This window comes from Desulfoluna butyratoxydans, from assembly GCF_900699765.1.
GTDB classification, from domain to species: Bacteria; Desulfobacterota; Desulfobacteria; order Desulfobacterales; family Desulfolunaceae; genus Desulfoluna; species Desulfoluna butyratoxydans.
This window is the reverse complement of sequence record NZ_CAADHO010000014.1, coordinates 93,117-116,445: the sequence shown is the minus strand read 5'-3', so window position 1 is coordinate 116,445 and position 23,329 is coordinate 93,117. Positions and strand designations below refer to the sequence as shown.

The 23,329-nt window shown below is 55.6% G+C and carries 14 protein-coding genes; 9 read left to right on the top strand and 5 right to left on the bottom strand.

The annotated features are described in order from the left end of the window. Nucleotides 1–407: 407 nt before the first annotated feature. The 4 genes from MSL71_RS24650 (at nt 408) to MSL71_RS24635 (ending at nt 6,020) form a co-directional block, all read left to right on the top strand. Nucleotides 408–686 carry a hypothetical protein gene (locus MSL71_RS24650; RefSeq protein WP_180146601.1) on the top strand — a complete coding sequence of 93 codons (279 nt, stop codon included), beginning with the start codon at nt 408–410 and terminating at the stop codon, nt 684–686. A gap of 316 nt (nt 687–1,002) precedes the next feature. Then, on the top strand, nt 1,003–2,136 hold the full coding sequence (locus MSL71_RS24645; RefSeq protein ID WP_180146598.1) for an RNA ligase RtcB family protein: 1,134 nt from the start codon (nt 1,003–1,005) through the stop codon (nt 2,134–2,136). Further along, on the top strand, nt 2,133–2,759 hold the full coding sequence (prfH, locus tag MSL71_RS24640) for a peptide chain release factor H (protein WP_180146595.1): 627 nt from the start codon (nt 2,133–2,135) through the stop codon (nt 2,757–2,759). The genes MSL71_RS24645 and prfH overlap by 4 nt, the downstream gene beginning before the upstream one ends. 1,602 nt (nt 2,760–4,361) lie before the next feature. Further along, a complete protein-coding gene (locus MSL71_RS24635) occupies nt 4,362–6,020 on the top strand; it encodes a hypothetical protein (RefSeq protein ID WP_180146592.1) in 1,659 nt (552 codons plus the stop codon). On the opposite strand, the gene MSL71_RS24630 is transcribed toward MSL71_RS24635, so the two are convergent. From MSL71_RS24630 to MSL71_RS24610, 5 genes are all read right to left on the bottom strand, one after another. Then, nucleotides 6,004–7,347, bottom strand: coding sequence for a helix-turn-helix transcriptional regulator (locus MSL71_RS24630; protein WP_180146589.1), 1,344 nt, complete (start codon nt 7,345–7,347; stop codon nt 6,004–6,006). The genes MSL71_RS24635 and MSL71_RS24630 overlap by 17 nt on opposite strands. A gap of 1,419 nt (nt 7,348–8,766) precedes the next feature. Continuing rightward, nucleotides 8,767–12,891 (bottom strand): OmpA family protein, encoded by a 4,125-nt coding sequence (locus MSL71_RS24625; RefSeq protein ID WP_218951131.1) that lies wholly within the window; start codon nt 12,889–12,891, stop codon nt 8,767–8,769. 659 nt (nt 12,892–13,550) lie between these two features. Continuing rightward, complete coding sequence (locus MSL71_RS24620; RefSeq protein WP_180146586.1) at nt 13,551–14,660, bottom strand: hypothetical protein; 1,110 nt, start codon at nt 14,658–14,660, stop codon at nt 13,551–13,553. A gap of 875 nt (nt 14,661–15,535) precedes the next feature. Next, complete coding sequence (locus MSL71_RS24615; RefSeq protein ID WP_180146583.1) at nt 15,536–16,204, bottom strand: 3-oxoacid CoA-transferase subunit B; 669 nt, start codon at nt 16,202–16,204, stop codon at nt 15,536–15,538. 5 nt (nt 16,205–16,209) lie between these two features. Next, nucleotides 16,210–16,857, bottom strand: a complete 648-nt coding sequence (locus tag MSL71_RS24610) for a CoA transferase subunit A (RefSeq protein WP_180146580.1) — start codon at nt 16,855–16,857, stop codon at nt 16,210–16,212. Between the two features lie 593 nt (nt 16,858–17,450). Between MSL71_RS24610 and MSL71_RS24605 the strand changes: the two genes are divergently transcribed. The 5 genes from MSL71_RS24605 to MSL71_RS24585 all read left to right on the top strand — a co-directional run bounded on the left by MSL71_RS24605 (nt 17,451) and on the right by MSL71_RS24585 (nt 23,324). Beyond that, entirely contained in the window at nt 17,451–18,044 is a 594-nt protein-coding gene (locus MSL71_RS24605) for a TetR/AcrR family transcriptional regulator (protein ID WP_180146577.1), read from the top strand. Between the two features lie 87 nt (nt 18,045–18,131). Then, nucleotides 18,132–19,187 carry an L-erythro-3,5-diaminohexanoate dehydrogenase gene (gene kdd / locus MSL71_RS24600; RefSeq protein WP_246317917.1) on the top strand — a complete coding sequence of 352 codons (1,056 nt, stop codon included), beginning with the start codon at nt 18,132–18,134 and terminating at the stop codon, nt 19,185–19,187. A gap of 141 nt (nt 19,188–19,328) precedes the next feature. Then, entirely contained in the window at nt 19,329–20,597 is a 1,269-nt protein-coding gene (gene kamA / locus MSL71_RS24595) for a lysine 2,3-aminomutase (protein WP_180146574.1), read from the top strand. Between the two features lie 185 nt (nt 20,598–20,782). Next, nucleotides 20,783–21,754 carry a hypothetical protein gene (locus MSL71_RS24590; protein ID WP_180146572.1) on the top strand — a complete coding sequence of 324 codons (972 nt, stop codon included), beginning with the start codon at nt 20,783–20,785 and terminating at the stop codon, nt 21,752–21,754. Next, nucleotides 21,744–23,324, top strand: coding sequence for a P-loop NTPase family protein (locus MSL71_RS24585; protein ID WP_180146569.1), 1,581 nt, complete (start codon nt 21,744–21,746; stop codon nt 23,322–23,324). The genes MSL71_RS24590 and MSL71_RS24585 overlap by 11 nt, the downstream gene beginning before the upstream one ends. Nucleotides 23,325–23,329 lie beyond the last annotated feature (5 nt).

Here is a 23,329-nt window from a genome sequence, read left to right as displayed (position 1 = left end):
ACGGGAGGGGGAAGCGCCTCTTCGGATCTCTGTGCGATCTCTTTCAGGCCCGTCATTATTAGCGTTCCACGGGTCTTCTGCGCCTGACCTCACCGAAGAGGCACTTTTCGTTCGCACCCTTTGCCCATGGGTACGCATTGATATGTCGTGCCTGGACATCCACTCATTTTCCTCACGCGATGCGTTGATTTCCTCTTTCCAGAAGAAGGAAATGAGCAAGGGGCCACGGTTGCGTGCATTCTCGGGTGAAACCCTGGCTCGTCCAAGCCGGGCGTCACAGCGTAGAATGGATGGAGAGACGCCCTTCATGATTCCCCTTATCCGGGTGAATACCAGGCAACGGTTCTGGTGCATAGAATGCACCCTACCCAAACATGCTTAATCACCACACACCAAGGAGGCCTGTCATGACCTCACCCATGTTTTCCGGGAAAGAGATCCCGGAACTTTGCGACGCCATCAAAGATATCCACCGCCTGCTGACATCCGTAGGCGTTTTTTTCAGCGAGCTGGACGGTGCCGAAGACCCCGGCGGCAACGGCCTGCAGATCGATTTCAAAAAATGGGGCATCCGAACCATCGCCGAGGATCTTCTGGCGCGGCAGTACGAGAAGATCGACCAGATTGTAGGGATTTATCAGGAAGAGCAGGAGAAGATGAAAGAGAAAGGAAGAAGGAACAGATAACAGGTCATAGGGAAACAGGTCATGGGGAAAAACGGTGGGGGGCAACAGGCGAATGTCATGTGTGAGGCAACATGCTCTATTTCGTTGAAAAACATTTTATAATAACGTAAAGTCGCGGCCACATGGGTTATAGGCCCATCGGAGAAAACCGGAGACAAGGCTGGGCAGCGACCCTGTTGCCCCACTCACCCACGAACCATTCACATCAATTTTATCGAAAAAGGAGGTCTTATGACGATGCATGCAGATCAATTCAGTACCTTACGGCAAACTGACCCAATGAAACGAAGCGTTCAAAAAAATACTATGGAGTCCCATGGGCACATCAGAAACATCGGCGATCATTCGTGTAATCGCCTCCGAAAAAAACTGGATTGAAGGGGCTGCCCTTCAGCAACTGAACACCACCGCAACACTTCCCGGCATGAAACTGGCCATTGGTCTGCCGGACCTTCACCCTGGAAAAGGAACCCCTGTGGGGGCGGCCTTTTTCACCCTCACCACCCTCTACCCCTTCCTCATCGGCAACGATATCGGATGCGGCATGGGGCTGTGGCAAACCGACCTGAAGCACACCAAAATCAAACGGGATCGCTGGGTTAAAAAACTAACCGGGCTGGATGCACCGTGGAACGGAGACCCCGCGCCTTTTCTTGATGAAGAGCGCCTGACGCAAGGCGAATGGGACCCGGCCCTGGGCACCATCGGCGGCGGAAACCATTTTGCCGAATTGCAGACCGTCAATACCATTGAAGACGACGCACTCTTCCATAAGGCAGGCCTGTCCAAAGACGCATTGATGCTGCTGGTTCACAGCGGTTCGCGGGGCCTTGGGGAATCCATTCTGAGGCGCCATGTGGCTGTGTACAGAAACAACGGCCTTGAAGAAGGGTCAGAAGAAGCCGCGGCCTACCTTCGGCAGCACGACCACGCCCTGGCCTGGGCACGCGTCAATCGAGCCGTCATTGCCCATCGGTTCTTATCCGCCCTGGGCACCCGGGGAGATCGCATCCTCGATATCTGTCACAACAGCCTCACACCCCAGACCATCCAGGGGCAAGTCGGTTGGCTCCACCGCAAAGGCGCAGCCCCGTCCGATCAAGGACTGGTGGTGATCCCGGGTTCCCGGGGCAGCCTGAGCTACCTTGTGTTCCCCACAGCTCCCAACGAGATGCACGGGTTTTCCCTGGCCCACGGCGCAGGCCGAAAATGGAAACGAAGTGAAAGCAAAGGCCGCCTCCAAAACAGGTACACCCTGGAGGCACTGACGCAGACGGCCCTGGGTAGCCGGGTGATCTGCAAAAACAGAGCTCTTCTTTACGAAGAAGCGCCCCAGGCTTACAAAAACATCGACGTGGTTATACAGGACATGCTGGAGGCGGGCCTCATCACCGTTGTGGCCACCCTGAAGCCCCTCATCACATACAAGACCCGGGAGGTGCAGGCATGAGCACCTGGATACAGATCACCGCAGGCAAAGGCCCGGCAGAGTGCTGCTACGCCGCCCACCATGTAATGAAACGGTTTTCCGGCGATGCCAGGGCGCGCCAAATCAAGGTCGTCACCCTGGAAACAATCGCGGGGCCACGGCCCGGCACCCTGAAGTCGGCCCTTCTCTCTCTGAATGGCCCGGACATTGAAGGGTTTGTCGCCTCCTGGGCCGGAACCATTCAATGGATCGGGCAGAGCCCTTTCCGGCCCGGGCACAAGCGGAAAAACTGGTTTGTGGGTATTTACGCTGTCACGCCCCCTGAAGAGACGGATTTCCGGGATAAAGACCTGAGAATCGACACCATGAGGGCTTCGGGGCCCGGCGGGCAACACGTCAACACATCCAACACGGCGATTCGCATCACCCACCTCCCCTCACGGCTGGTGGCCGTGGCCCAGGAAGAGCGGTCCCAGCACCTCAACAAAAGGCTTGCCATGGCCCGGCTGAAGGCGCTGCTTCAAGCAAGAAACGACCAGGCAAGCATGGCCGCCCAGCACGCCCAATGGGAAAGCCACACCACCCTTGAGCGGGGCAACCCGGTTCGGGTTTTCCATGGGCCGGGGTTTAAAGAGAAAAGGTAAGTCCAGGACATACAAAAGCCGCACGGGAGTGCGGCGCTCCATGGTGGTGGCGGGCCACGTTCCTGTGAGGTGTTCATCGCAGCACATGATGGGCACGGCGCCGAGGGTGTCGCCACTCCTATGGAGCGGGCTTGCCTTTGCCCATCCTACATGCTCTCGGCTTATCGCCATTGGTCGCCATATGTCACCCCGTAGGCTGGGCAAAGCGGAGCGTGCCCGTCGTTGCGCGGGTTGCCAGCGTATTACAAAGGCCATGGCAGAGACCTTCGCCACACACGATGGGCACGGCGCCGAGGGTGTCGCCATTCCAAAGGAGCGGGCTTGCCTTTGCCCATCCTACATGTTCTCGGCTTATCGCCGTTGGTCGCCATATGTCACCCCGTAGGATGGGCAAAGCGGAGCGTGCCCATCGTTGCGCGGGTTGCCGCACCTTCCCAAAGCCATCATGGAATTGGTTTCCCCACACATCATGGATATCTTCGGTGTACGTGATGGGCACGGCGCCAGGTGTGTCGCCACTCCAATGGGGCGGGCTTGCCTTTGCCCATCCTACATGTTCTCGACTTATCGCCATTTGTCGCCATATGTCACCCCGTAGGATGGGCAAAGCGAAGCGTGCCCATCGTTGCGCGGGTTGCCAGCGTATTACAAAGGCCATGGCAGAAACCTTCGCCACACACGATGGGCACGGCGCCGAGGGTGTCGCCACTCCAATGGAGCGGACTTGCCTTTGCCCATCCTACATGTTCTCGGCTTATCGCCGTTGGTCGCCATATGTTACCCCGTAGGATGGGCAAAGCGGAGCGTGCCCATCGTTGCGCGGGTTGCCGCACCTTCCCAAAGCCATCATGGAATTGGTTTCCCCACACATCATGGATATCTTCGGTGTACGTGATGGGCACGGCGCCAGGTGTGTCGCCACTCCAATGGGGCGGGCTTGCCTTTGCCCATCCTACATGCTCTCGGCTTATCGCCATTGGTCGCCATATGTTACCCCGTAGGATGGGCAAAGCGGAGCGTGCCCATCGTTGCGCGGGTTGCCGTACCTTCCCAAAGCCATCATGAAATTGGGTTCCCCACACAACATGGATATCTTCGGTGCACGTGATGGGCACGGCGCCGAGGATGTCGCCTCTCCAATGGGCGGGCTTGCCTTTGCCCATCCTACATGCTCTCGGCTTATCGCCATGTGTCACCCCGTAGGATGGGCAAAGCGGAGCGTGCCCATCGTTGCGCGGGTTGCCGCACTTTCCCAAAGCCATCATGAAATTGGTATTAATGTCTCTCTCAACCCAATATATGGGGCCGGTACCAAGGTTTGCATCCTTTCTCCACACCAGCATAAAGGCCGTTAGACGCCTCAATACGCCCCTGCGCAAACAATTGATTTTAAACACAAGACGACACCAGGGATGACATAAAATCACCTCGGTTTACAGTGGGACGACTTTACCGCCTTCTTAAAAACGTGAAATCTGATCCCATAGGTTACCCACGGATGGGGCATGCCTGATACGGGCGAAGGATCGTCGCCCTGACTGAGGGTGTCTCCAAAGGTCATGGAGCCACACAGACAAACCCGACAACTGGAGAGGTACGTTTATGAAGATTCACGGGAAGAAAAACTGGATAAAGAGGCTGCTGGTGGTGCTGGTGGCCCTTACCCTCGTGGCCTGCGGAGACAGCGACAACGACAACCCGGTCAGCACGCCAGCGACGTCAAGCACCATCACCGGTGTAGCAGCCAAAGGGGCTGCCATGGCCAATGCGAATGTGATCCTTGTGGACAGCACCGGGAAACGCCTGGCCGCCAAAACCGACGGGAATGGAAAATACATCATCACCGGCAATGATCTCACCCCGCCCTTTGCCGTGGAGGTAACCGACGGCAATGGAGACACGTTCTATTCGGTCTCCATGGACTTCGGGTGCATCAACATCACCCCGTTGACCGGGGCTATCACCTCGGCGCTTCTTGACGGGGCCGACCCTGCAACCATTATGAACCAGCTGTCAACGGTGACGGCAGCGAAGATCACCAAGGCACAAAATGAACTCAAGGCGGTCATGGCCCCCCTTCTGGAGGCATACGGCGCCAAGGACATGGATCTTATCTGCGGTGAATTCCAAGCCAACAGCCGTGGCATTGACGCTCTTTTGGACGCTGTACGGGTTGAGATCGACGGGGCGTCCGGGACCCTGACCCTGAAGTCCACATCGGATCAGGTGATTGTGGAGGCAACTCTGGACACCAACGGAGCCACGTTGACCACGCCCTTAAACCTGAACAACATTCCTGAGTTGACAGACAAAGTATACGGCCATGATTACCATGTGGTGGACTTCAACACAGCCACCACCGACGAGACCTCGGAGGTCAACTGGGGCTCGGCCCGATTTATTGCGGACGGGTACGTCACCCTCGCCATATCACAGACCAACAACGGAGATGTCGGCAGCACGGTCTATGACTACTCCCTCTCTGACACAGGCATCTTGAAAGTTGATGGTGACGCCGGTGTAGAGGGGGCCTGTAACGCGGACAAGTCCCTCATGGTCCTCAGCGATGTTTCCTCGAATGACGGGGACACGGGCATGGTCTTTTTCATCAAAAAGAGCACGGAAACGCCCGCCATCGACGGAGACTACGCCATGATGTATTTCACGCGCAACAACACAGGGGAGTTCGAGACCGACAGCTGGCCCACGGACCTTCATTTTACCTGGGACGTCAACAACAAAGAGGCTGCTTATGACGATGACGGCACCCCGGCCGCCCTAACCTACGGCGCAGACGGGACCCTTTCCGGCCCCAACGGCCTGACCGTCTTTCCGACATGCGAGGGAACCATCCTTGTGGCGCCCCATGCCTCCCCGGACGACCCCGGAGTCACCTTGCTGGTGAAAAAACCCACGGCACCCTTTCCGGATTTCTCGGACACCAATATCAATGCCATGGCGGACTTCATCACCCCGGGCTTTGTCATCAACACGGAATCCAATAGCTTTACAGGGCAGCGCAATATGATGTTGATTGCAAGACAAACCGATACAAGCGGGGCATTATCATTGGGAAGCATCATCAGCGGGGCAACGGTTCAATGCGAGAACGGGGTCTTTCAAAAGATGAATGGCGCAACTGCCGTGGAAGGGTCTTTCGGGGTTTATCCCCACGAAGGAATTTTCCTTTGGGTGGATGAAAAGGAAGACGATGCCGATCACAACTTCGGTTTTCATATGGGATTCAGGACAAATCCATAGATTTGGGGACGCAGGAGCTCTCCTCTGAAGAGGCTCCGTAGGCATAGACCTTTTCCAGAAGTTCCTTGCGATTCTTGCAATCGAACTTCTGGAAAAGGCGCTGCATGTAGGTTTTCACCGTGGATTCGGCAATGCCCTCAATCTCGGCGGCCTCTTTGTAGGTCTTGCCCGCCACCACATGAGAGAGCACAGCCTTCTCTTTGCCGGAGATGCGCTTTAACATCCCTTTGGGCAGGAGTTCCGACAGCACAGAGGCAGGCTCTTCGGCAGCGCTGTTTCCGTGGCGATGGACCAGAACCTGGATCTTCAGATGGGAAAAAAGGGCCAAGGTGAGCACCAGCACCACGTTAGCCACCACGATGAAAAAGGAGAGGTACGGGCTGAAAAGGGAGACGATAAGGCTGCCGAGAAATATCCCTCCGCACATGGACCCCATCATGCAGAACTGCTCGGACAAGGTCCGTCTCGGAGCGATGACCAGGGCAATAACCAGCAGGTCAAAAACCCCGAAGGAGGCATAACTGGCGAACATGCCGACCTGAAGCAGCAACAGGGTGTTAAAGGAAACCATGGAGAAGGCGACGATACCCAGGATTACGGCAAGGTATATGGCTGCGTCATGGGAAGATTTCAGGATAAAAACGGTGAGGGGCAGCATCGCGAGATACGCAAGGGTATAAAGACGGCTTGTATCCCCGGCTTCGGCAAGGGCAGGCGCGATATACCCGTGCATGAGCCCGCCGGTGATATAAAAGACAGCGAACAGAAGATACACAGCTAAAAAGGGGCGCGCCCACAGGGTCGGAGTCGGGGCCGTGGGCTTAAAACGGACATGTGAAAACGAAACCGCCCCCTGTATCCAGAGCCCGGCAAGAAACATCACAACGCTGAGCCCCACCACCTTCAAGGGCAGGTCCCCCGGCAGCCAGTGGACCGACAAAGGAATCAGGTTCCCTGCAAGGCAGGCAAAGGCTGCGGCAAACAGAGGTTGCGGAGCAGCCCGTAAGGTATTCATCACACCCACCACAAGGGGTGCGGACAAAACGCCCATAATCATAAACAAAAAAACGGTGTGAGAGGTCACCACCAGAAGCGTGGCACTGAGCACCCCAAGCAGGGGAAACGCATACCGCGAGGCAGCAGTCAAAAACGAGGTGGAGACCCGGGAACACAGAAAAAGGGCCACCGAGTGAACAGACAGGAAATGGTACACATGCAGAGAATCGGCCCACGATGGCAGCAGCACCCCTTCAAGGGGTATGGCATTGAGCCATGTCAGATAGAGGGCAAGTCCGGCCGTTGCCTTTAAAATCCCTTTATGAAACATAACGCCCCCACCGATACCTACCCGTAAATAAACACCTGTCCCTCCCACACCCGGCCCCAATCTAAACCGAGCCGGGATCCCCGACCGTTTGAATGCATTATATAAACTTAATACAAAACAAACCGGACCTTCAAGGGCGATTTCTCTGATTTTAAATTGCAGGAGATGTCGTAAGACGGCATAAATGCGAGGTGTTAAAGGCGGGAAAGCCCATCAAGATTACATCTATTTTTATCTCAACAGGGAATTCGTCACGTTCGATGGGCACGGCGCAAAAGGTGTCACCACCCGGCTGGATGCGGCTTAGCCTTTGCCCATCCTACATGGTCTCGGATTCTCGCCACCGGTCGTCGGGTGGCGCCCCGTAGGATGGGCAAAGCGGAGCGTGCCCGTCTTTGCTGCGAGGGCCCATGGGCTCGGCGCCAAGGCCGTCACAACCCCAATGGATGAGGCTTGCCTTTGCCCATCCTACATGGTCTCGGATTCTCGCCACCGGTCGTCGGGTGGCGGCCCGTAGGATGGGCAAAGCGGAGCGTGCCCATCTTTGTTACGAGGACCGATGGGCACGGCGCCAAAGCCGTCACCACCCCAATGGATGCGACTTTGCCTTTGCCCATCCTACATGGTCTCGGATTCTCGCCACCGGTCGTCGGGTGGCGGCCCGTAGGATGGGCAAAGCGGAGCGTGCCCATCTTTGTTACGAGGGCCCATGGCCACGGCGCCAAGGCCGTCACCACCCCAATGGATGAGGCTTGCCTTTGCCCATCCTACATGGTCTCGGGTTCTCGCCACCGGTCGTCGGCTGGCGGCCCGTAGGATGGGCAAAGCGGAGCGTGCCCATCTTTGCTGCGAGGACCCATGGGCTCGGCGCCAAGGCCGTCACAACCCCAATGGATGAGGCTTGCCTTTGCCCATCCTACAGGGTCTCGGGTTCTCGCCACCGGTCGTCGGATGGCGGCCCGTAGGATGGGAAAAGCGGAGCGTGCCCATCTTCGCTGCGAGGACCCATGGGCACGGCGCCAAGGCCATCACCACCCCAATGGGTGAGGCTGAGCCTTTGCCCATCCTACATGTTCTCGTGTTCTCGCCACCGGTCGTCGGCTGGCGCCCCGTAGGATGGGTAAAGCGGAGCGTGCCCATCTTTGTTACGAGGGCCCATGGGCACGGCGCCAAGGCCGTCACCACCCCAATGGATGAGGCTTGCCTTTGCCCATCCTACATGGTCTCGGATTCTCGCTACCGGTCGTCGGATGGCGGCCCGTAGGATGGGCAAAGCGGAGCGTGCCCATCTTTTTGTTGCGAGGGCCGATGGGCACGGCTGGCCTTTCACCACCAAAGGCTACAAACCGGCTTATCGATGTTTATCGACACGGGTTATACAAAATGAGCTGTTAAAACGGATCAATGCTCAGGTTTCTATCAAGACGGATCAATGGGTTCCATGCATCCGGCCCGCCTCACCGGTTTGATCACCTGGCTGTAATCCGTGATCCACTCTTTCACGGTCAACGGCTCCTGCTCATACAAAAGGGGCTTGGCCGGGCTGGGGACACGGTTCCACGGGGCCTTCTTGTCATCGGGGCTATTGTAGTTGCTCGGTGCAGGGAATTTGAATGTATAGGTGCTTGCGTTGATCAGGTCTATATCGTTATGCTCCCGGCACCGCTCACACTTAAGCCCCGATTTGTCCGGCGTGCTGACCTCAAGAAAATACTTATAGTATTTTCCAGGCTTTTTCATGTCCCCAAAGGGACGGAGTCCATTTACACGTGCGCCTTTCAGGGATATGTAATGCATTCTGAACCGAGCGGCAAAGACATCTCTTTCCTCCCCCATCTTGTAGATGTTCAGGTCATATTTCGCCTGCTCAGCGCCAAGCTTGGATGCCATGCTGTTATCATGAAGGAGCCATCTGCTGATCAGCGCGGCTGCACGTTTATGTTTGGAAGGCGTCTCAAACCAGGAGATAATTTCATCAAACGGTCCGGCTTGGTCGCCCTTCGCCTTGTATTCATTTGTAAAATCAATTCTATTGTGCATCAACTTGGCAACACCGAGATGTTTCATGTTCCCCGGGCATGAGTACGTGGGCCCCTGGATATTATTAAAAGGCCCGTCCTGAAAAAGAGTGAGAGTTGCAGGAATGGACTCCCAAGAAAAACCCCTCTTCTTGTAGATCTCCTTGGAGGACGCTTTCACCTTCTCACAGGATGCAACCACCATGAACTCCACGGGTTCACCCCACGTGAATCCGTCCAGCTTCAGGGCTGTACCATGGTTTGTTCCATCCTCACGGAACAGACCATGGCCGTTCATCCATTCACCGTCTCCAACCCTGACCAGGGCAGTTACGTGAATCTCGTCTTTCATCAGCTCAGGATACGCATCTGAAGAGGTAAGGGATCTCAAAAAATTCTTTTCAAGGAACAGGTCTTCGTCCTTCACAAGGTAATGCCCGTCGCCGTTTGTTTTATACCCGGCATCCCCATACATCTTCTTCTCAAGAACAGAGAGACATGCGGGGTCGATGACATGCGCTCTGTCAGGGTCAACGGTCAAATGGAAGCACCCGTCGTCGCTACTGCCTTTTTCCATCATCGACGTGAAGTCATCATGGCTTTCCGGATAACAGATCACCCGTCTGCTTCTCGGTGCATGGGCAACCATGACCGTCAGATAATACGGAACGTTCGCCAGCAATCCCATGGCCTCGTACAGAAACATGGGCATCAGATTAATCGTAAATCCTGCCATGGGCTTGATGCCACGGACGGTCTGGGACGCCAGCTGGTAAAACGGCTCAAACACCAATCCAATGCGGCCTTCAAAAGCTTTCTCCTCATCGGTGATAAGCTCAGCCTTGGTCAGGGGGCGCATGATGGTTTTAAACTTAATGCCTGCTCTGTTCTCATCCCACCTGTGGAGCTGGATGGAGGCTGTGCAGGTTAAGGCATACTCCTTTTTAAGAACCACGATCACCCGCACCTGATCAAAGGGGCTCAGGGCATCAAAATGATATTTCTCATCCATGGGCGATCCGTCGGGCAGGTATAAATTGGCAAGACCACTCTCACGGCGCCTCGTTGCCATGGGCACCCAGTCTTCATCTTTTTTCTGTTCACGTCGCCGGGTGTAGATGTTCATGTATTCATAGATATCCTCACCGTATTCACCGGCACGTGTGGGCGCAAACATCTCGGAGAGCTGATTGACATCCTTTGAATCCATGGTGTGTATCGGGAAATTCTTCTGGAAATCAGACACCACATGGTCCCCGCGATGCATCATGTAGGCAATCTGGTAGGACGAGGGGATAAAAGGATCTCCGCCCCTGGAGCTCCCATGGAAGGATAGGGGCTCGGCCTGTTTCTCAGACGTACTATCCGCCCCGGGAGGAAAATTCATACGCCCCGTGGTGCGTCCCTCGCCAAGAAAGAAAAAATCCTTATCAAGAAAGAAATTCCCCCTGTAGCTAACGGACAGCACACCTTTTTCGTCCTGCTCAACGCCTTTTGTGTTCACGGCAAGCTGCCAGAACTCGGCCAGGGATGAGCGTTCATGGCGCTCCAGGGGAAAGGACCACCCGTCGTTTAAGATAAAATTGGCGATGTATTCGGCAACCCGGTTCTTTCGAAGTTCATGCTGAACCCGTTCAATGGGGGACTCTTTCGGGTTTTCACCGGTATCCCGCCGGTACTTTTCACAGGCCGACAGCTGTGCCCTGTAGAGGAGATTGAATAACCCGGCAACGGCTTCGGAACGGATACGAAAATTGGTGTCCATCAAATCGATGCTCTCAACGAACTCATCGGCGGAGAGCTTCTGGTTGTCCGCCACCTTCTCATCAATGATGAGAAGGGTATTTCCGTGGGAGTTCTTGGTAAACGACTGAAGTTCCTTTTCCAGGGTTTTGATTCTGTTCATCAACCCGTCAAACATCCAGTTGTCCACAACGGTAAAGGCGTTGTCGTAAAGTTGAAGCCCTGCCTTGCCCAGTTCCAAGGTCGCCGCAAGAAAAAGGGCAGGGGCTGCTGTCAACGGCACAACGGATGCAACGCCCAAGGCCGCATCAAAAATGGCCAACAGCGACTTCTTCCGGGCGTTATCCATACCCAGCATGTTGGCAACGGTGAGTTTTCGCTGCTTTTCAAGATACTCCATGCCCTCACGGAATCCACCCTGGGACCAGGCCCCCACACCCAAATGGATATCAGACCGCCTGTTGGCCGCTTTCTTGGCTTCGTCCCCTGTGTCCTGACCCGCGTATTTTTCTCCGTACCCCAACGTGAGGATGCGATCCGAGAGAGCATTCAGGTGAAACTTTTCACCGGCGTCTTTGCGGCTGCGGAGTTCTTCAACCATGGCCTGCTTCACCCCGGAGGCCCGACTGAACGAAAGCTCCAGGTTATGGGCCGCCGATGCCGTGGAATCCGTGTACCCCTTGACGAACACAACCCGCGACACGTCGTCACGGTGAGCAAGGAGATACCCAACCGCCGTGTTCACCGGCTCCTTGTACTGGGCGGTTACCTCGAACAGGTCACTGTCGTAAAACACCTGCGCCATGGACTCTTCCGCAAAAAACGTCTCCCCGCCCTTCTCCTCTTCCTGATCGATGAAAAAGGTCCTGTTGAAATAATCCCGCACTATGTGCTGGTACTGATCCACCGACACCTCAAGGGAGTGGGACGCGGATGAATAATCCTTAAGGCTTCCGATGGCACTTGAGATGCTCGACGCGATCTCAACGGGCTTCATCAGGCGATTGATGGGCGTCAAAATATGCTGACTCGCCTTGGGAAGGTCAAACCGAAAAACCCTCTTGCTTATCTTCGAAGCCACGGTGGCATCAAAATGCTCAATCTCCTGCCCGGTCGTGAGAAACCCCTTCCCCAAATAACTCTTTTTGAGCGCGTTCCGCACGGTATCTACTTTGTGGTCGCCCTTGGCATACGAGAGCACCCGGGTGCCGCACTCTTTAAAGGATTTCATGCTCTCCCAGGTCTTCATGGTGCTGAAGGCGAGGTTCATGGCAGCAATGTTTGACTTTTCGCCTCTGTCTATCCGGTCCTGAAGTGCTTTTCCCAGGGCAAACGTCAGACTGGTTCCCGAATCCGCAAAGGCCACCCCATGGATAAGCCCTGCAATCTCTTTTTTACGCTTGAGCATGGCCGCACACCTGTCGAATCCGGCGGGAGGAACCTTTTTACCGCCCTCCTTTTTACCGTCGGCCCCCTCATCAACAGCGTCCCTTACAAGATGCATGTACTGTTCCGGAAACTGTGTGACCAGGGCCTCCTCGGCAGAAACCGGATCACACAAAATCACGTCCATCTCCGTAAAGTGACTTCTTATGGGAAAGCGGACGTAATCAATGATGGTGTATCGGCCGGATTCTGCGGTTCCCCGGTGCCAGCGTTTGGATTCTGACTCGGGTCGTTTGCCGACTTCAACGTCGATGCGGTATTGTCCCACAGGGAGGGTTCTGTCATTGCCGTAGAGAACGTACCCATACAGGTCCTTTGATTTGGTAAATCGTGACACCTGAAACTTGGCAAACGTCCTATCATGATACTTTTTGCCATTGATATAAATTGTTATCCACGATGTTTCATATTTCGCATCCACCAAAAAAAACACTGCTCGGGTTTTGGGGATAACGATCCCCTTGATGCCGTGACTATTATTTTTTTTCTTCTGGTACCACTTTCGATAACCCTCATCCTCATCGTTTCCATCTTTGGGAATGTCCCTTGGTTCACGAAGATGATCAAAAGGGATCCACTGGGACTCGAAGGACATCGTTTCCAAATCAGGTGTCTGGCGAATTGCGTCCCCGATCTGCTTCGCCCAATTGTAATCATTCATCTCATATGTGTAGGCCGCCGATGCCTGTGCAATCATCCCGGCGGGGGGCATCACCAGATGATGGGTCTCCACCAAACCAAGGGGCGCTACCCCCCTGAATGTCTTGGTGATGGGTTTCAGGGCCCCGTAGCTGTTGGTGGTGCAGGCAACCAGAGGTGTCGTTTTTGTTGAGGCTTCACCATTAGAATTATAACTAACATTGCTGTAGACAAAAAAATGTTTCACCGGTTCTAGTTTAGAAATAAGCGCTCCGCGGTCATAGTATCCGGTTAATACAATCTTTTCATAGATCACCCCGTCAACCCGTTTTTTTGGTGTCTGCACAGCAGCCTCCTTCAAATATTAATCAGCGTGAGTTTTCGGCATTTAATCGGAAGTTTTACGTCAAGAACAACTTTTCCATCAGAAATCTGTTTTTTCTCAAAGCCATCATAACTCGGAACATATATATGGTCCGAGTCCTCCGAAAAAATGGGTATATATCTGTCGCTTTTGAATTTTGAGACACCCGCTCCGTTTTTTGTTGAGTAGACCGTAAAAAAATCCAACGCATTTCCCCGAATAATCTTGTGCCCGTCAGGTGACACATCAAAACAATACCCGCCATCGGTGATTAACATCCTGTGCTTGGACCAATCGGGGTTAAAAATACAGACACCATAGGTTTCGACCAAGTCATCCGGTCTTTTTTTTATCCCGCCACGATTTAGCGGGTGAGACCGCTCATACCCGCTCGCGAAAATCATATTTTTTTCAGGATGAATGAGAAACTCCTGCAACCAAAAGTAAGTATTTTTTGTTTGGTCATAGAGGGTTATTTTTTTCTGTATTATATCGTACTTGTAACACTCATATAAGCGGCCTGAAGTTTTGGAAAACCCTCCGCCGCCATAAAAAACGATCGTCCTGCTATCGTTCATCCACCCGAAACCTCTCGATTGCCCATGCCTAATAATCACATCACGCTGCCCGGTTTTCAAATCAAATACCACCTTATGAAACCCGTTGGCGTCATCATCAAGGGTAAGACAAATATACCGATTATCGGGCGAACGACGAGGGGTATCCATGATGATGGCATCACCTTCCGGTGAAAGCTGCGTATTGGAAAGCACTCGCCTGAGGTCTGTCCCGTCGGTTTTTACGCTCCAAACCGAATCACAGTTTTTTTTCTCTGGATCCCTATGCATAAACTGAATCCTCGGGCTATCAAAAATATCCTGATCACCGTAGATCTCCTCTTTGATCTCGAATGATCCGTCGGGCGCTACCTCATATAAGGACGGTGGTTGGACAGACTCTTTTTTCGCAACGGTTTTGGTGTTGCTTGCCTCTGCCCGCCTTTGGTCATCCTCGTCCCCTCCGGAAAGCAAAAAGACAAGGCATGCGACAACAAGGGCTACCATCGCGATTTTCTTCAGGACATCCACCTTGCCATTTTCCATGGTTTTCTCCTCTCTCGATCATGTTGATTCAACGCAGTATAATCATTAAGGTAACATTCAATTTTAAATCAATTAGCTTTTCGTGACGTTCGATGGGCACGGCGCCAAGGGTGTCACCACTCCAATGGGTGCGGCCTGGCCTTTGCCCATCCTACAGGGTTTCGGGTTATCACCGCGGGCATTGGGTGGCGGACCGTAGGATGGGCAAAGCGGAGCGTGCCCATCTTTGTTGCGAGGGACGATGGGCACGGCGCAAAAAATGTCGCCACCCCGGTGGATGCGGCTTGGCCTTTGCCCATCCTACGGGTTTCGGGTTATCGCCGCGGAGCGTTGGGTAGCGGACCGTAGGATGGGCAAAGCGGAGCGTGCCCATCTTTGTTGCGAGGGCCGATGGGCACGGCGCCAAGAGAGTCGCCACTCCAATGGATTCGGCTTGGCCTTTGCCCATCCTGCAGGGTTTCGGCTTATGGACGCGGACGCTGGGTGGCGGCAAAACGTAATAATGTCTTTTATGAAGACCGCCCATGCAGAGGATATCTTATTGTCGCAAGTAAAGTATGGCCCTGTTTCGCAGCAATTCATGACGATTTTCAACCGCGAATCATTGCTCAGATAACTACAAGGAAACTTGAATGTCAAGAATTATAGCAGCAAGATATTATGGCGCAAAAAGGAGTCGGCAATTTAGGCGGTTATGCCGACATGCACACACAGGCAAAAGAGGAATAGGCTATAAACAAACGGAGCATGACACGTGGCCGAGTGCTTCAGGATAGGCGCAATCAAAAAAGCCGCCCCCGACATAATCGGGAGCGGCTGAGAAGCAAAAAATACTGGTTATTGAGGTCGGGCGCGTTCTTACTGAGCGATCCGGGTCAACACACCTGCATGACGGGCACCTCATCGGGGATGATCAGGTCGGCATCGGTGTGTGCCACCACGTCGTCTACGGTGAGGCCCGGAGCAACCTCTTTCAGGACCAGCCCCGCATCGGTGACCTCCATCACTGCCATGTCCGTAACGATAAGGTTTGCCTGGCCCACGGCGGTGAGGGGAAGGGTGCAGCGCTTGAGGATTTTGGAAGAGCCGTTTTTGTTCACATGGTCGGTGGCAATGATCACGCGGCGGGCACCGGTGCAGAGATCCATGGCGCCCCCCATGCCCGGCACCATCTTGCCGGGGATGATGTAGTTGGCGATGTTGCCCTCCTGGTCCACCTCAAGGGTTCCCAGGACCGTGGCGTCCACGTGGCCCCCGCGGATGATGCCGAAGGAGGTGGCGCTGTCGAAAAAGCAGCCGCCCTGCTTGATGGTCACCGGCTTGTTCCCGGCGTTGATGAGATCGGGATCCTCCTGGCCTTCGGGCGGACAGGGGCCCATGCCGATGAAACCGTTTTCGGACTGGAGAAAAATCTCCACATCGGCAGGGACGTGGTCGGCCACCATGGTGGGCATACCGATACCCAGGTTCACGACGTCGCCGTCCTTGAACTCCCTTGCGATTCGCTTGACGATCATCTCGCGCTTGCTGATTTTCTCTGCCATGTTGTCTACCCTCCTACCACTGCATCGACAAAAATACCCGGCAGCATCACGTGATCCGGATCAATGGCCCCCACGTCCTCCAGGAATTCCGCTTCCACAATCACATAATCACAGGCCATGGCCATGAGCGGGTTGAAGTTCTGGGCCGATTTGCGGAACACCAGGTTGCCCTGCCTGTCCGCTTTAAAGGCCTTGATGAGAGCCACGTCACCTTTGATGGGCGGCTCCAGGAGAAATTCGCGGCCGTCCACGGTGATCTTTTCTTTGCCCTCTTCCACGTGGGTTCCCACCCCGGTGGGGGTAAGGATTCCGCCGAGCCCCACGCCCGCGGCACGGATCCGCTCGGCCAGGGTGCCCTGGGGGACCAGGACCGCGTCGATTTTCTCCTCGGACATCAGCTTACCGAACTCGGGATTGAGCCCCACATGGGATGCATAAAAACAGGAAGCCATGTCGTTTCGGATCAGTTTTCCGGCGCCTTTGCCCGGGACCCCGGCATCGTTGCAGACCACGGTCAGGTCCGTCACCCCTTTCTCGACGACGGCGTCAACCAGCGCCTCGGGGGTGCCCACCGTCATAAATCCGCCGATCATTACGGTCATCCCGCTTTCGATCCGCGCCACAGCGTCCTTCATTGTCGTGATTTTGTTCATCCTGCCAAATCCTTAATAGTCGCGACCGCGTCATGGTATACGCCCCGGAAACCCAGGAACATGCCGGCTGTCACCCTTGGGAGCCTGCCGGGCTTAAGAAGGATGGTTTCGTGATCAGGGCTGCATCAAACGGATTTCGGATCTCCTTAAAAACCGATAGAAGATCCCGGGCAAAACCACCGGGAATACCCCGCACATGGCCTGCCACGATCACCTAACAAGCGTTAGGTAGAGGGTTATATAATCCTGCCATAACCATATTGTCAAGGGTCTTAAGATGATAGGAGGACACCGTCATTGGCGCCGCAACACAATAAGCAAGCAGGGGCCGCACCGATGCGCCTGTACGAGGCCCCTTGCATCTGGCGGACGCCAAGGCTCAGGAATATTTTAACCGCCCGTAAAAACATCACAACAACAAGCTAAAAGCATGCCAAAACAACCATTTTTCCAAGGGAGATTTATTTCAGCACTTCTTGTGTTTTTTTCTTGACTTTAACCGATCCGAGAACCTACCCTAACAAACGTTAGGTTTTGTATCGGCAACTCGCCGTCCGTATGATCTGCAACCAGAAGAACAAGGATCGCCGGCCATGAGCACCACGACCATCTCCACACGCAAGACCATCATCTTCCGCGAAGCCGCCCATCTCTTCCGAGAAAAAGGCTACAGCGGTTCCACCCTCCGGGAACTGGCCAAGCGTGCCGGCGTCAAGGGCGGCAGCATCTACCACCACTTCAATTCCAAGCAAGAGATCCTCTTCATGATCATGGAGTACACCATGACCAACCTCATCACCAAAGTCTCCAGTGAGATCGAAGGTGTGGAGAGCCCCCTTGCCAAGCTGCGCAAAGCCATCCGCGTTCACGTGGAATACCACACAGTGGATTCCGACGAGACCTACGTGGCAGACGCCGAGCTCCGCAGCCTGGAAGTCCCCAACTACAAGAAAATCGTCAAAATGCGAGACCGCTACGAGCGGCTGTACAAAGATATGCTTCAGGAAGGAATAGATAAGGGGGAGCTGGCCATGGACAACGTCACCATCTCCTCCCGGGCCCTGCTCCAGATGTGTACCGGCATCTCATACTGGTACAACCCGGAAGGCCCCCTCTCCATCAAGGAGATTGCCGACAGCTATGTGGACCTCTTTTTTCACGGGGTCTGCGGCAATGTGGCCAACTGAGCGGCCACCGACACCGGCTCAAACTGTCGTACCCCATATTCTGGGGACCATACCGCAGCTATTCAATAATGTAAGGAGTGTGTTACCATGTCTTTGGAAGTGATCAAGAACGGCAACCCCTTCGGCGCCCACAGGGTGGTGGAACCCAAGGGGGTCCTTCCCCAGCCCGCCCGGAAAATCGACAACAATTTAAACCGCATCTGGGACAACGAACTCCTCATCGACGTCCAGTTCCTCAACATCGACTCTGCCAGCTTTACCCAGATCAAGACCGAGGTGGGGGCCGACGACGACAAGATCAAGGCAAAAATCCTTGAAATCGTAAGTGATCGAGGCAAGATGCACAACCCCGTCACCGGCTCCGGCGGCATGCTCATCGGCACTGTCCAGGCCGTCGGGGAAAAGCTCAAAGAGACCTGCCCCCTTAAAGAAGGAGACCGTATTGTCAGCCTCGTCTCCCTGTCCCTGACGCCCCTTGCCATCGAGGAGATCCTGGAGGTGAAGAAAGAGACCGACCAGGTCAAGGTAAAGGCCAAGGCCGTTCTCTTTGAAAACTCCCTCTACGCCAAACTCCCCGAAGACATGCCCGAGACCCTGGCCCTGGCCGTTCTCGATGTCTGCGGCGCCCCCGCCCAGACCGCCCGCCTCGTCAAGCAGGGCGACACCACCGTCATCATCGGTGCCGGCGGAAAATCCGGCATCCTCTGCGCCTGGGAAGCCAAGCGCCGTGCAGGCGTCACCGGACGCATCATCGGTGTGGAATACTCCGATGCAGGGGTGGCCTCACTTGAAGCCCTCGGCATCTGCGACGACGTCGTCAAACTCGACGCCTCGGATGCCCTCACCTGCTACGACACCATCAGCACCCTCACCGACGGCAAACTGGCCGACGTCATCATCAACTGCGTCAACATCGAAAACACGGAACTGGCATCCATCATGATGTGCCGGGACAAAGGCGTGGTCTACTTTTTCAGCATGGCCACCTCCTTTACCAAGGCCGCCCTCGGCGCCGAAGGCATCGGCAAGGACGTGGACATGATCATCGGCAACGGCTACACCGCAGGCCACGCTGAGATCGCCTTGAATGTCGTCCGGGAATCTAACGATATCAGAGAGATGTACGAAAAGCTTTACGTATAAGACAAATTAAAATACGCCAAGGGACCGCTCCTCCTCCTGCTGATTCTCCTCCCACTCTCCTTCTCCCTCACGCACTCCCCTCCGGCGTCGGCATAGAATCGTCACTGTCAGCTCAACAGCACACAAGAGGGTTTTCACAGCATGAAAGAGTACAAACGTCACAACTACAGGGAAATTGAACTTTACAAGGACGTCCCTGAAGAGGATTGGAACAACTGGAAGTGGCAGCTCCGAAACGTTGTCACCGACATCCCCACCCTGAAAAAAATCATGCCCATCGACGCGTCCATGGAACAGGATCTCGAAAAATGCCTTGAGAAATTCACCATGGCCATCACCCCCTACTACGCCTCCATCATGGAGAAGGACTACCACCGCGGCGTCATCCGACTCCAGGCCGTCCCCTCCATCAATGAACTCCATGTGGCTCCCGATGACCAGGATGACCCCCTGCACGAAGATGTGGACTCCCCGGTTCCCGGCCTTACCCACCGCTACCCCGACCGCGTGCTGCTCCTGGTCACCCACATCTGCTCCATGAACTGCCGCCACTGCACCCGGCGCCGCATGGTGGGCGACCACGACACCCACCTCTCCCGAGCCTCCATCGACAAATGCATCGACTACATCCGCGAGCACAAAGAGGTTCGTGACGTGCTCATCTCCGGCGGCGACCCCTTCACCCTCACGGACGACTCCCTGGAATACGTCCTTAAAAAGGTCCGCGCCATCGACCACGTGGAGATCATTCGCATCGGCTCCCGCACCCCGGTGGTCATGCCCCAGCGCATCACCGACGACCTGTGCAACATGCTGAAGAAGTACCACCCCCTTTACGTGAACACCCACTTCAACCACCCGGACGAGATCACCGCAGACTCCAAAGAGGCCTGCGAGCGCCTGGCCAACGCAGGGATCCAGATGGGCAACCAGACCGTGCTCTTACGGGACGTCAACGACTGCCCCAACATCATGAAAAAACTCATGCACGAGCTGCTTCGCATCCGCGTAAAGCCCTACTACATCTACCAATGCGATCTCTCCATGGGCATCTCCCACTTCCGAACCTCCATCACCAAGGGCATGGAGATCATTGAAAACCTGCGCGGCCACACAACCGGCATGGCGGTGCCCACCTTTGTGGTGGATGCCCCCGGAGGCGGCGGCAAGATCCCTGTGATGCCCAATTACCTGCTCTCTCAGTCCGACCGGCGATTTGCCCTGCGGAACTACGAAGGGGTCATCACCACCTACACCCAGCCCGAAGAGGTCTTCTCCAACTGCGGGCGCTGCAACATCTGCAAGGAAAACGAGAAGCAGTACAAACCCCTGGACGGCGTGGCCAAGCTCCTCTCAGGCGAAAAACTCTACCTGGAGCCCGCCAACCTCCAGCGCCGCAAGCGGGATTAACAAGGCAAAAACGCCTCCGGCGACCCTGCCGGGGGCCAACCTTTTAAAAAGGTTTCCAAACAGGATTTTGATTGTTTCAGAGATTAACTTCGCGCTTGCCCTTGCCCCGAGGAACGAGGGGCAAGGGCAAGCGCAACCTGGGGTCCAGGGGATCATCCCCTGGCCGCCGGAGGCATCGTCCCTTCATGAAAACGTATTGTTTCATCGGAACCGATAAAAATGCCGGAAAGACCACGGCTTTCAACGCCGTGTATGCCGAACGGGTGCGTAAGGGCCAGGCCCTGCTCCTCACCTCCATCGGCATCAACGGCGAGACCACCGATGAATTCGACGGGGGGATCAAGCCCGGTATCCGGGTGGTGCCCGGTTCTTTTTTCGTGACGGCCGGAGAGCACCTCACCGGCCACACCGGCAAATACGATACCTGGGCCACCTTTGTGCCGCCGCGTTTTGCAAAGCCCCTGGTGCTGGGTCGGTGCACCCTGGCCTTTGACATCCTCTTGGAAGGGCCCAACACCGGAACGGAGCTGTCCCTATTAAAAGGTGAACTCCAAGGTCTCATCCCTTCGGAGTCCATCCTCCTTGTGGACGGTTCCATCGACCGGCAGTTCCTGGCAAGCCCTGACCTCTGCGACGCCTTCTACTTCTCGGTGCTTTTTTCCAAGCGGGAGCCCCAGAGGCGCAAGGCCGAGGCCTTTCTCTCCGCTCTCTCCTTCCAGGGCTGCAGCGGCAACGTGGCCCGGATGATAGACGAAGAAAAAGAAGAATCCACCCGCGCCATTCTTTTTGATGAAGACGGCACGATCATCCATCACGGAGAGCTTATGCCCTTTGCGGACAAGGCCCTCCACGACAAACTGGGCAAACTGGGCTCACAGCCTGCCGTACTCTACTTAAACGGCGCCCTCACCCTGACCCTGGCCGAGTACCTGGCGCCCCTGAAAGGGCTCACCCTGGTTCTCGACAACATGACCCTCTACCAGAACGTCTCCGCAGGCCCGAGAAAAGCCCTTCTCTTCAAGCCGGAGGTTCGTCTCCTTCACACGGTGAAGGTCAAGCGGATCTTCATCCGGGAAGAGGCCCCCTTTGATCGCAGCCTGCTTCCGGCTAACGCACACGTTGAAAACCTCTTCAGGGACGGTACCCATGGCATTTGAATTTAGACAGGACCTCATACCCCGCGCTCTTAAAGAGGAGCTGGCCTTCGACGCCTATCTCGCCCTCTTCGATCTGGGCCTGCCCCTGATCCCCGCAACCATCCTGGAGCCCATGGGAAAAGCCGAAGGGGCGGCGCACTTTGAGTCCCTCGGAAGGATCGAGTCAGCCTTCTCCCCGGAGACCCTTTCCGAACTCATCACGGTAAGCGCAAGGCTTCCCCGCCTGGAGTCTCTGCTCCCCCATTTTGAGGGGGCGGGCCTCCAGCAGTTCCATCTCTTTGAGTTGAACCGGTTCCTCTCCGTCACGGCAGAGCTCACCGCCCTTGAGCACACCCTGCCCACGGCGTTGGAATCCCACGGGGCCTTGAACGGCATGCGCGAGGTCCTTTTCCGCCATACGGAGCGGGAAGGCGCAGCCCTTTCCGTCAACCAGGCCACGGCACGAATCAGAAAAAAGCTGGAAGAGGTTGAAAAAAGCCTGAACAAAGAGATCATCGCCCACGAACAGGCGGTGGAAAAGGCCATGGGCCTTCGCATGATCTACCCCTTTCCCCGGGAGGTTCAAGGGAGTGATCCGCTCCTTGAAAAGGCCCTGAGCTGCTCGCTTCTGCAGGTCACCGAAACCGGGGAGACCCTCCGCCTGGACCACCGCCCCGGGGCCTCCCTCCTGGAAAAAGTCGCGGCCAAAGAGGCCCTCACCGCAGAGCTGGAAGCCTGCACCGAAGGTCTTCTGGCGGAGATCAACGCTGAGATGGTCCCTTTTTTCAACGCGTTTTACACCCTGTACGAAGAACGGAAAAAACGCTGCCTTCTCTACACCCTCGTGTTTGTAAAGCAGCGGGAGGGGCTTGCCTTCCCCAAATTTGTGGACGGGTGCCGATTTCACCTTGAAGAGGGGCACTCCTTTGCCCTTGCCCTAAAGAAAGGCAGGGGCTGCGTTCCCCTCTCCATCGATCTGGCCCCGGGCTCCAATGTGCTCTACGGAGCCAACATGAGCGGCAAGACCACGGTCCTCAAGACTCTCTACTTCCTGCTCACAGCCATCCGCACGGGCCTTCCGGTACCGGCTGATGCCATCACCCTGCACTACCCGGAGTCGGTGCGGTTGCTCCTCAAATCGTCCGGGGACATGGGCAAAGACCTCTCCTCCTTCGGGGAAGAGCTCCAGTTCTTCGCCCGGGAGCCCGAAGAGGGAGCTTTTATCCTGGCCGATGAGCTCTTTCTCTCCACCGACCCGGTAAACGGTGCGGAGCTCTCCCGCATCTTCATCGACAATTACGGCAAACGCCCCTTGATCTTCTTCTGCACCACCCACTACCCCAGGGTGCTGGAGATGAACACCCCCCGCCTCTTCCGCATGCTCGACGTGGAGTTTGCAGATGAGGCAGGACAAGCCATGGATCTCTCCAACCTGGCATCCCTGATGCCCTACAGGCTGGAGCACATCTCGTCTGAACATGCCGCGTCTGCGGTGCGCGCCAACCGCAAGCCCCTGGAGCTTGCCCTCTGCTTTCCCCTGCCCGAAAGCATCAAGGCGCGCATCAGGGAAACGGTTGAAGGCACGAAATAACCCGA

What these genes read in the sequence shown, in the direction of transcription:
- MSL71_RS24650 (WP_180146601.1), top strand. Translation starts at nt 408, where the DNA reads ATGACCTCACCCATGTTTTCCGGGAAAGAGATCCCGGAACTTTGCGAC.
- MSL71_RS24645 (WP_180146598.1), top strand. Translation starts at nt 1,003, where the DNA reads ATGGGCACATCAGAAACATCGGCGATCATTCGTGTAATCGCCTCCGAA.
- prfH (WP_180146595.1), top strand. Translation starts at nt 2,133, where the DNA reads ATGAGCACCTGGATACAGATCACCGCAGGCAAAGGCCCGGCAGAGTGC.
- MSL71_RS24635 (WP_180146592.1), top strand. Translation starts at nt 4,362, where the DNA reads ATGAAGATTCACGGGAAGAAAAACTGGATAAAGAGGCTGCTGGTGGTG.
- MSL71_RS24630 (WP_180146589.1), bottom strand. Translation starts at nt 7,347, where the DNA reads ATGTTTCATAAAGGGATTTTAAAGGCAACGGCCGGACTTGCCCTCTAT.
- MSL71_RS24620 (WP_180146586.1), bottom strand. Translation starts at nt 14,660, where the DNA reads ATGGAAAATGGCAAGGTGGATGTCCTGAAGAAAATCGCGATGGTAGCC.
- MSL71_RS24615 (WP_180146583.1), bottom strand. Translation starts at nt 16,204, where the DNA reads ATGGCAGAGAAAATCAGCAAGCGCGAGATGATCGTCAAGCGAATCGCA.
- MSL71_RS24610 (WP_180146580.1), bottom strand. Translation starts at nt 16,857, where the DNA reads ATGAACAAAATCACGACAATGAAGGACGCTGTGGCGCGGATCGAAAGC.
- MSL71_RS24605 (WP_180146577.1), top strand. Translation starts at nt 17,451, where the DNA reads ATGAGCACCACGACCATCTCCACACGCAAGACCATCATCTTCCGCGAA.
- kdd (WP_246317917.1), top strand. Translation starts at nt 18,132, where the DNA reads ATGTCTTTGGAAGTGATCAAGAACGGCAACCCCTTCGGCGCCCACAGG.
- kamA (WP_180146574.1), top strand. Translation starts at nt 19,329, where the DNA reads ATGAAAGAGTACAAACGTCACAACTACAGGGAAATTGAACTTTACAAG.
- MSL71_RS24590 (WP_180146572.1), top strand. Translation starts at nt 20,783, where the DNA reads ATGAAAACGTATTGTTTCATCGGAACCGATAAAAATGCCGGAAAGACC.
- MSL71_RS24585 (WP_180146569.1), top strand. Translation starts at nt 21,744, where the DNA reads ATGGCATTTGAATTTAGACAGGACCTCATACCCCGCGCTCTTAAAGAG.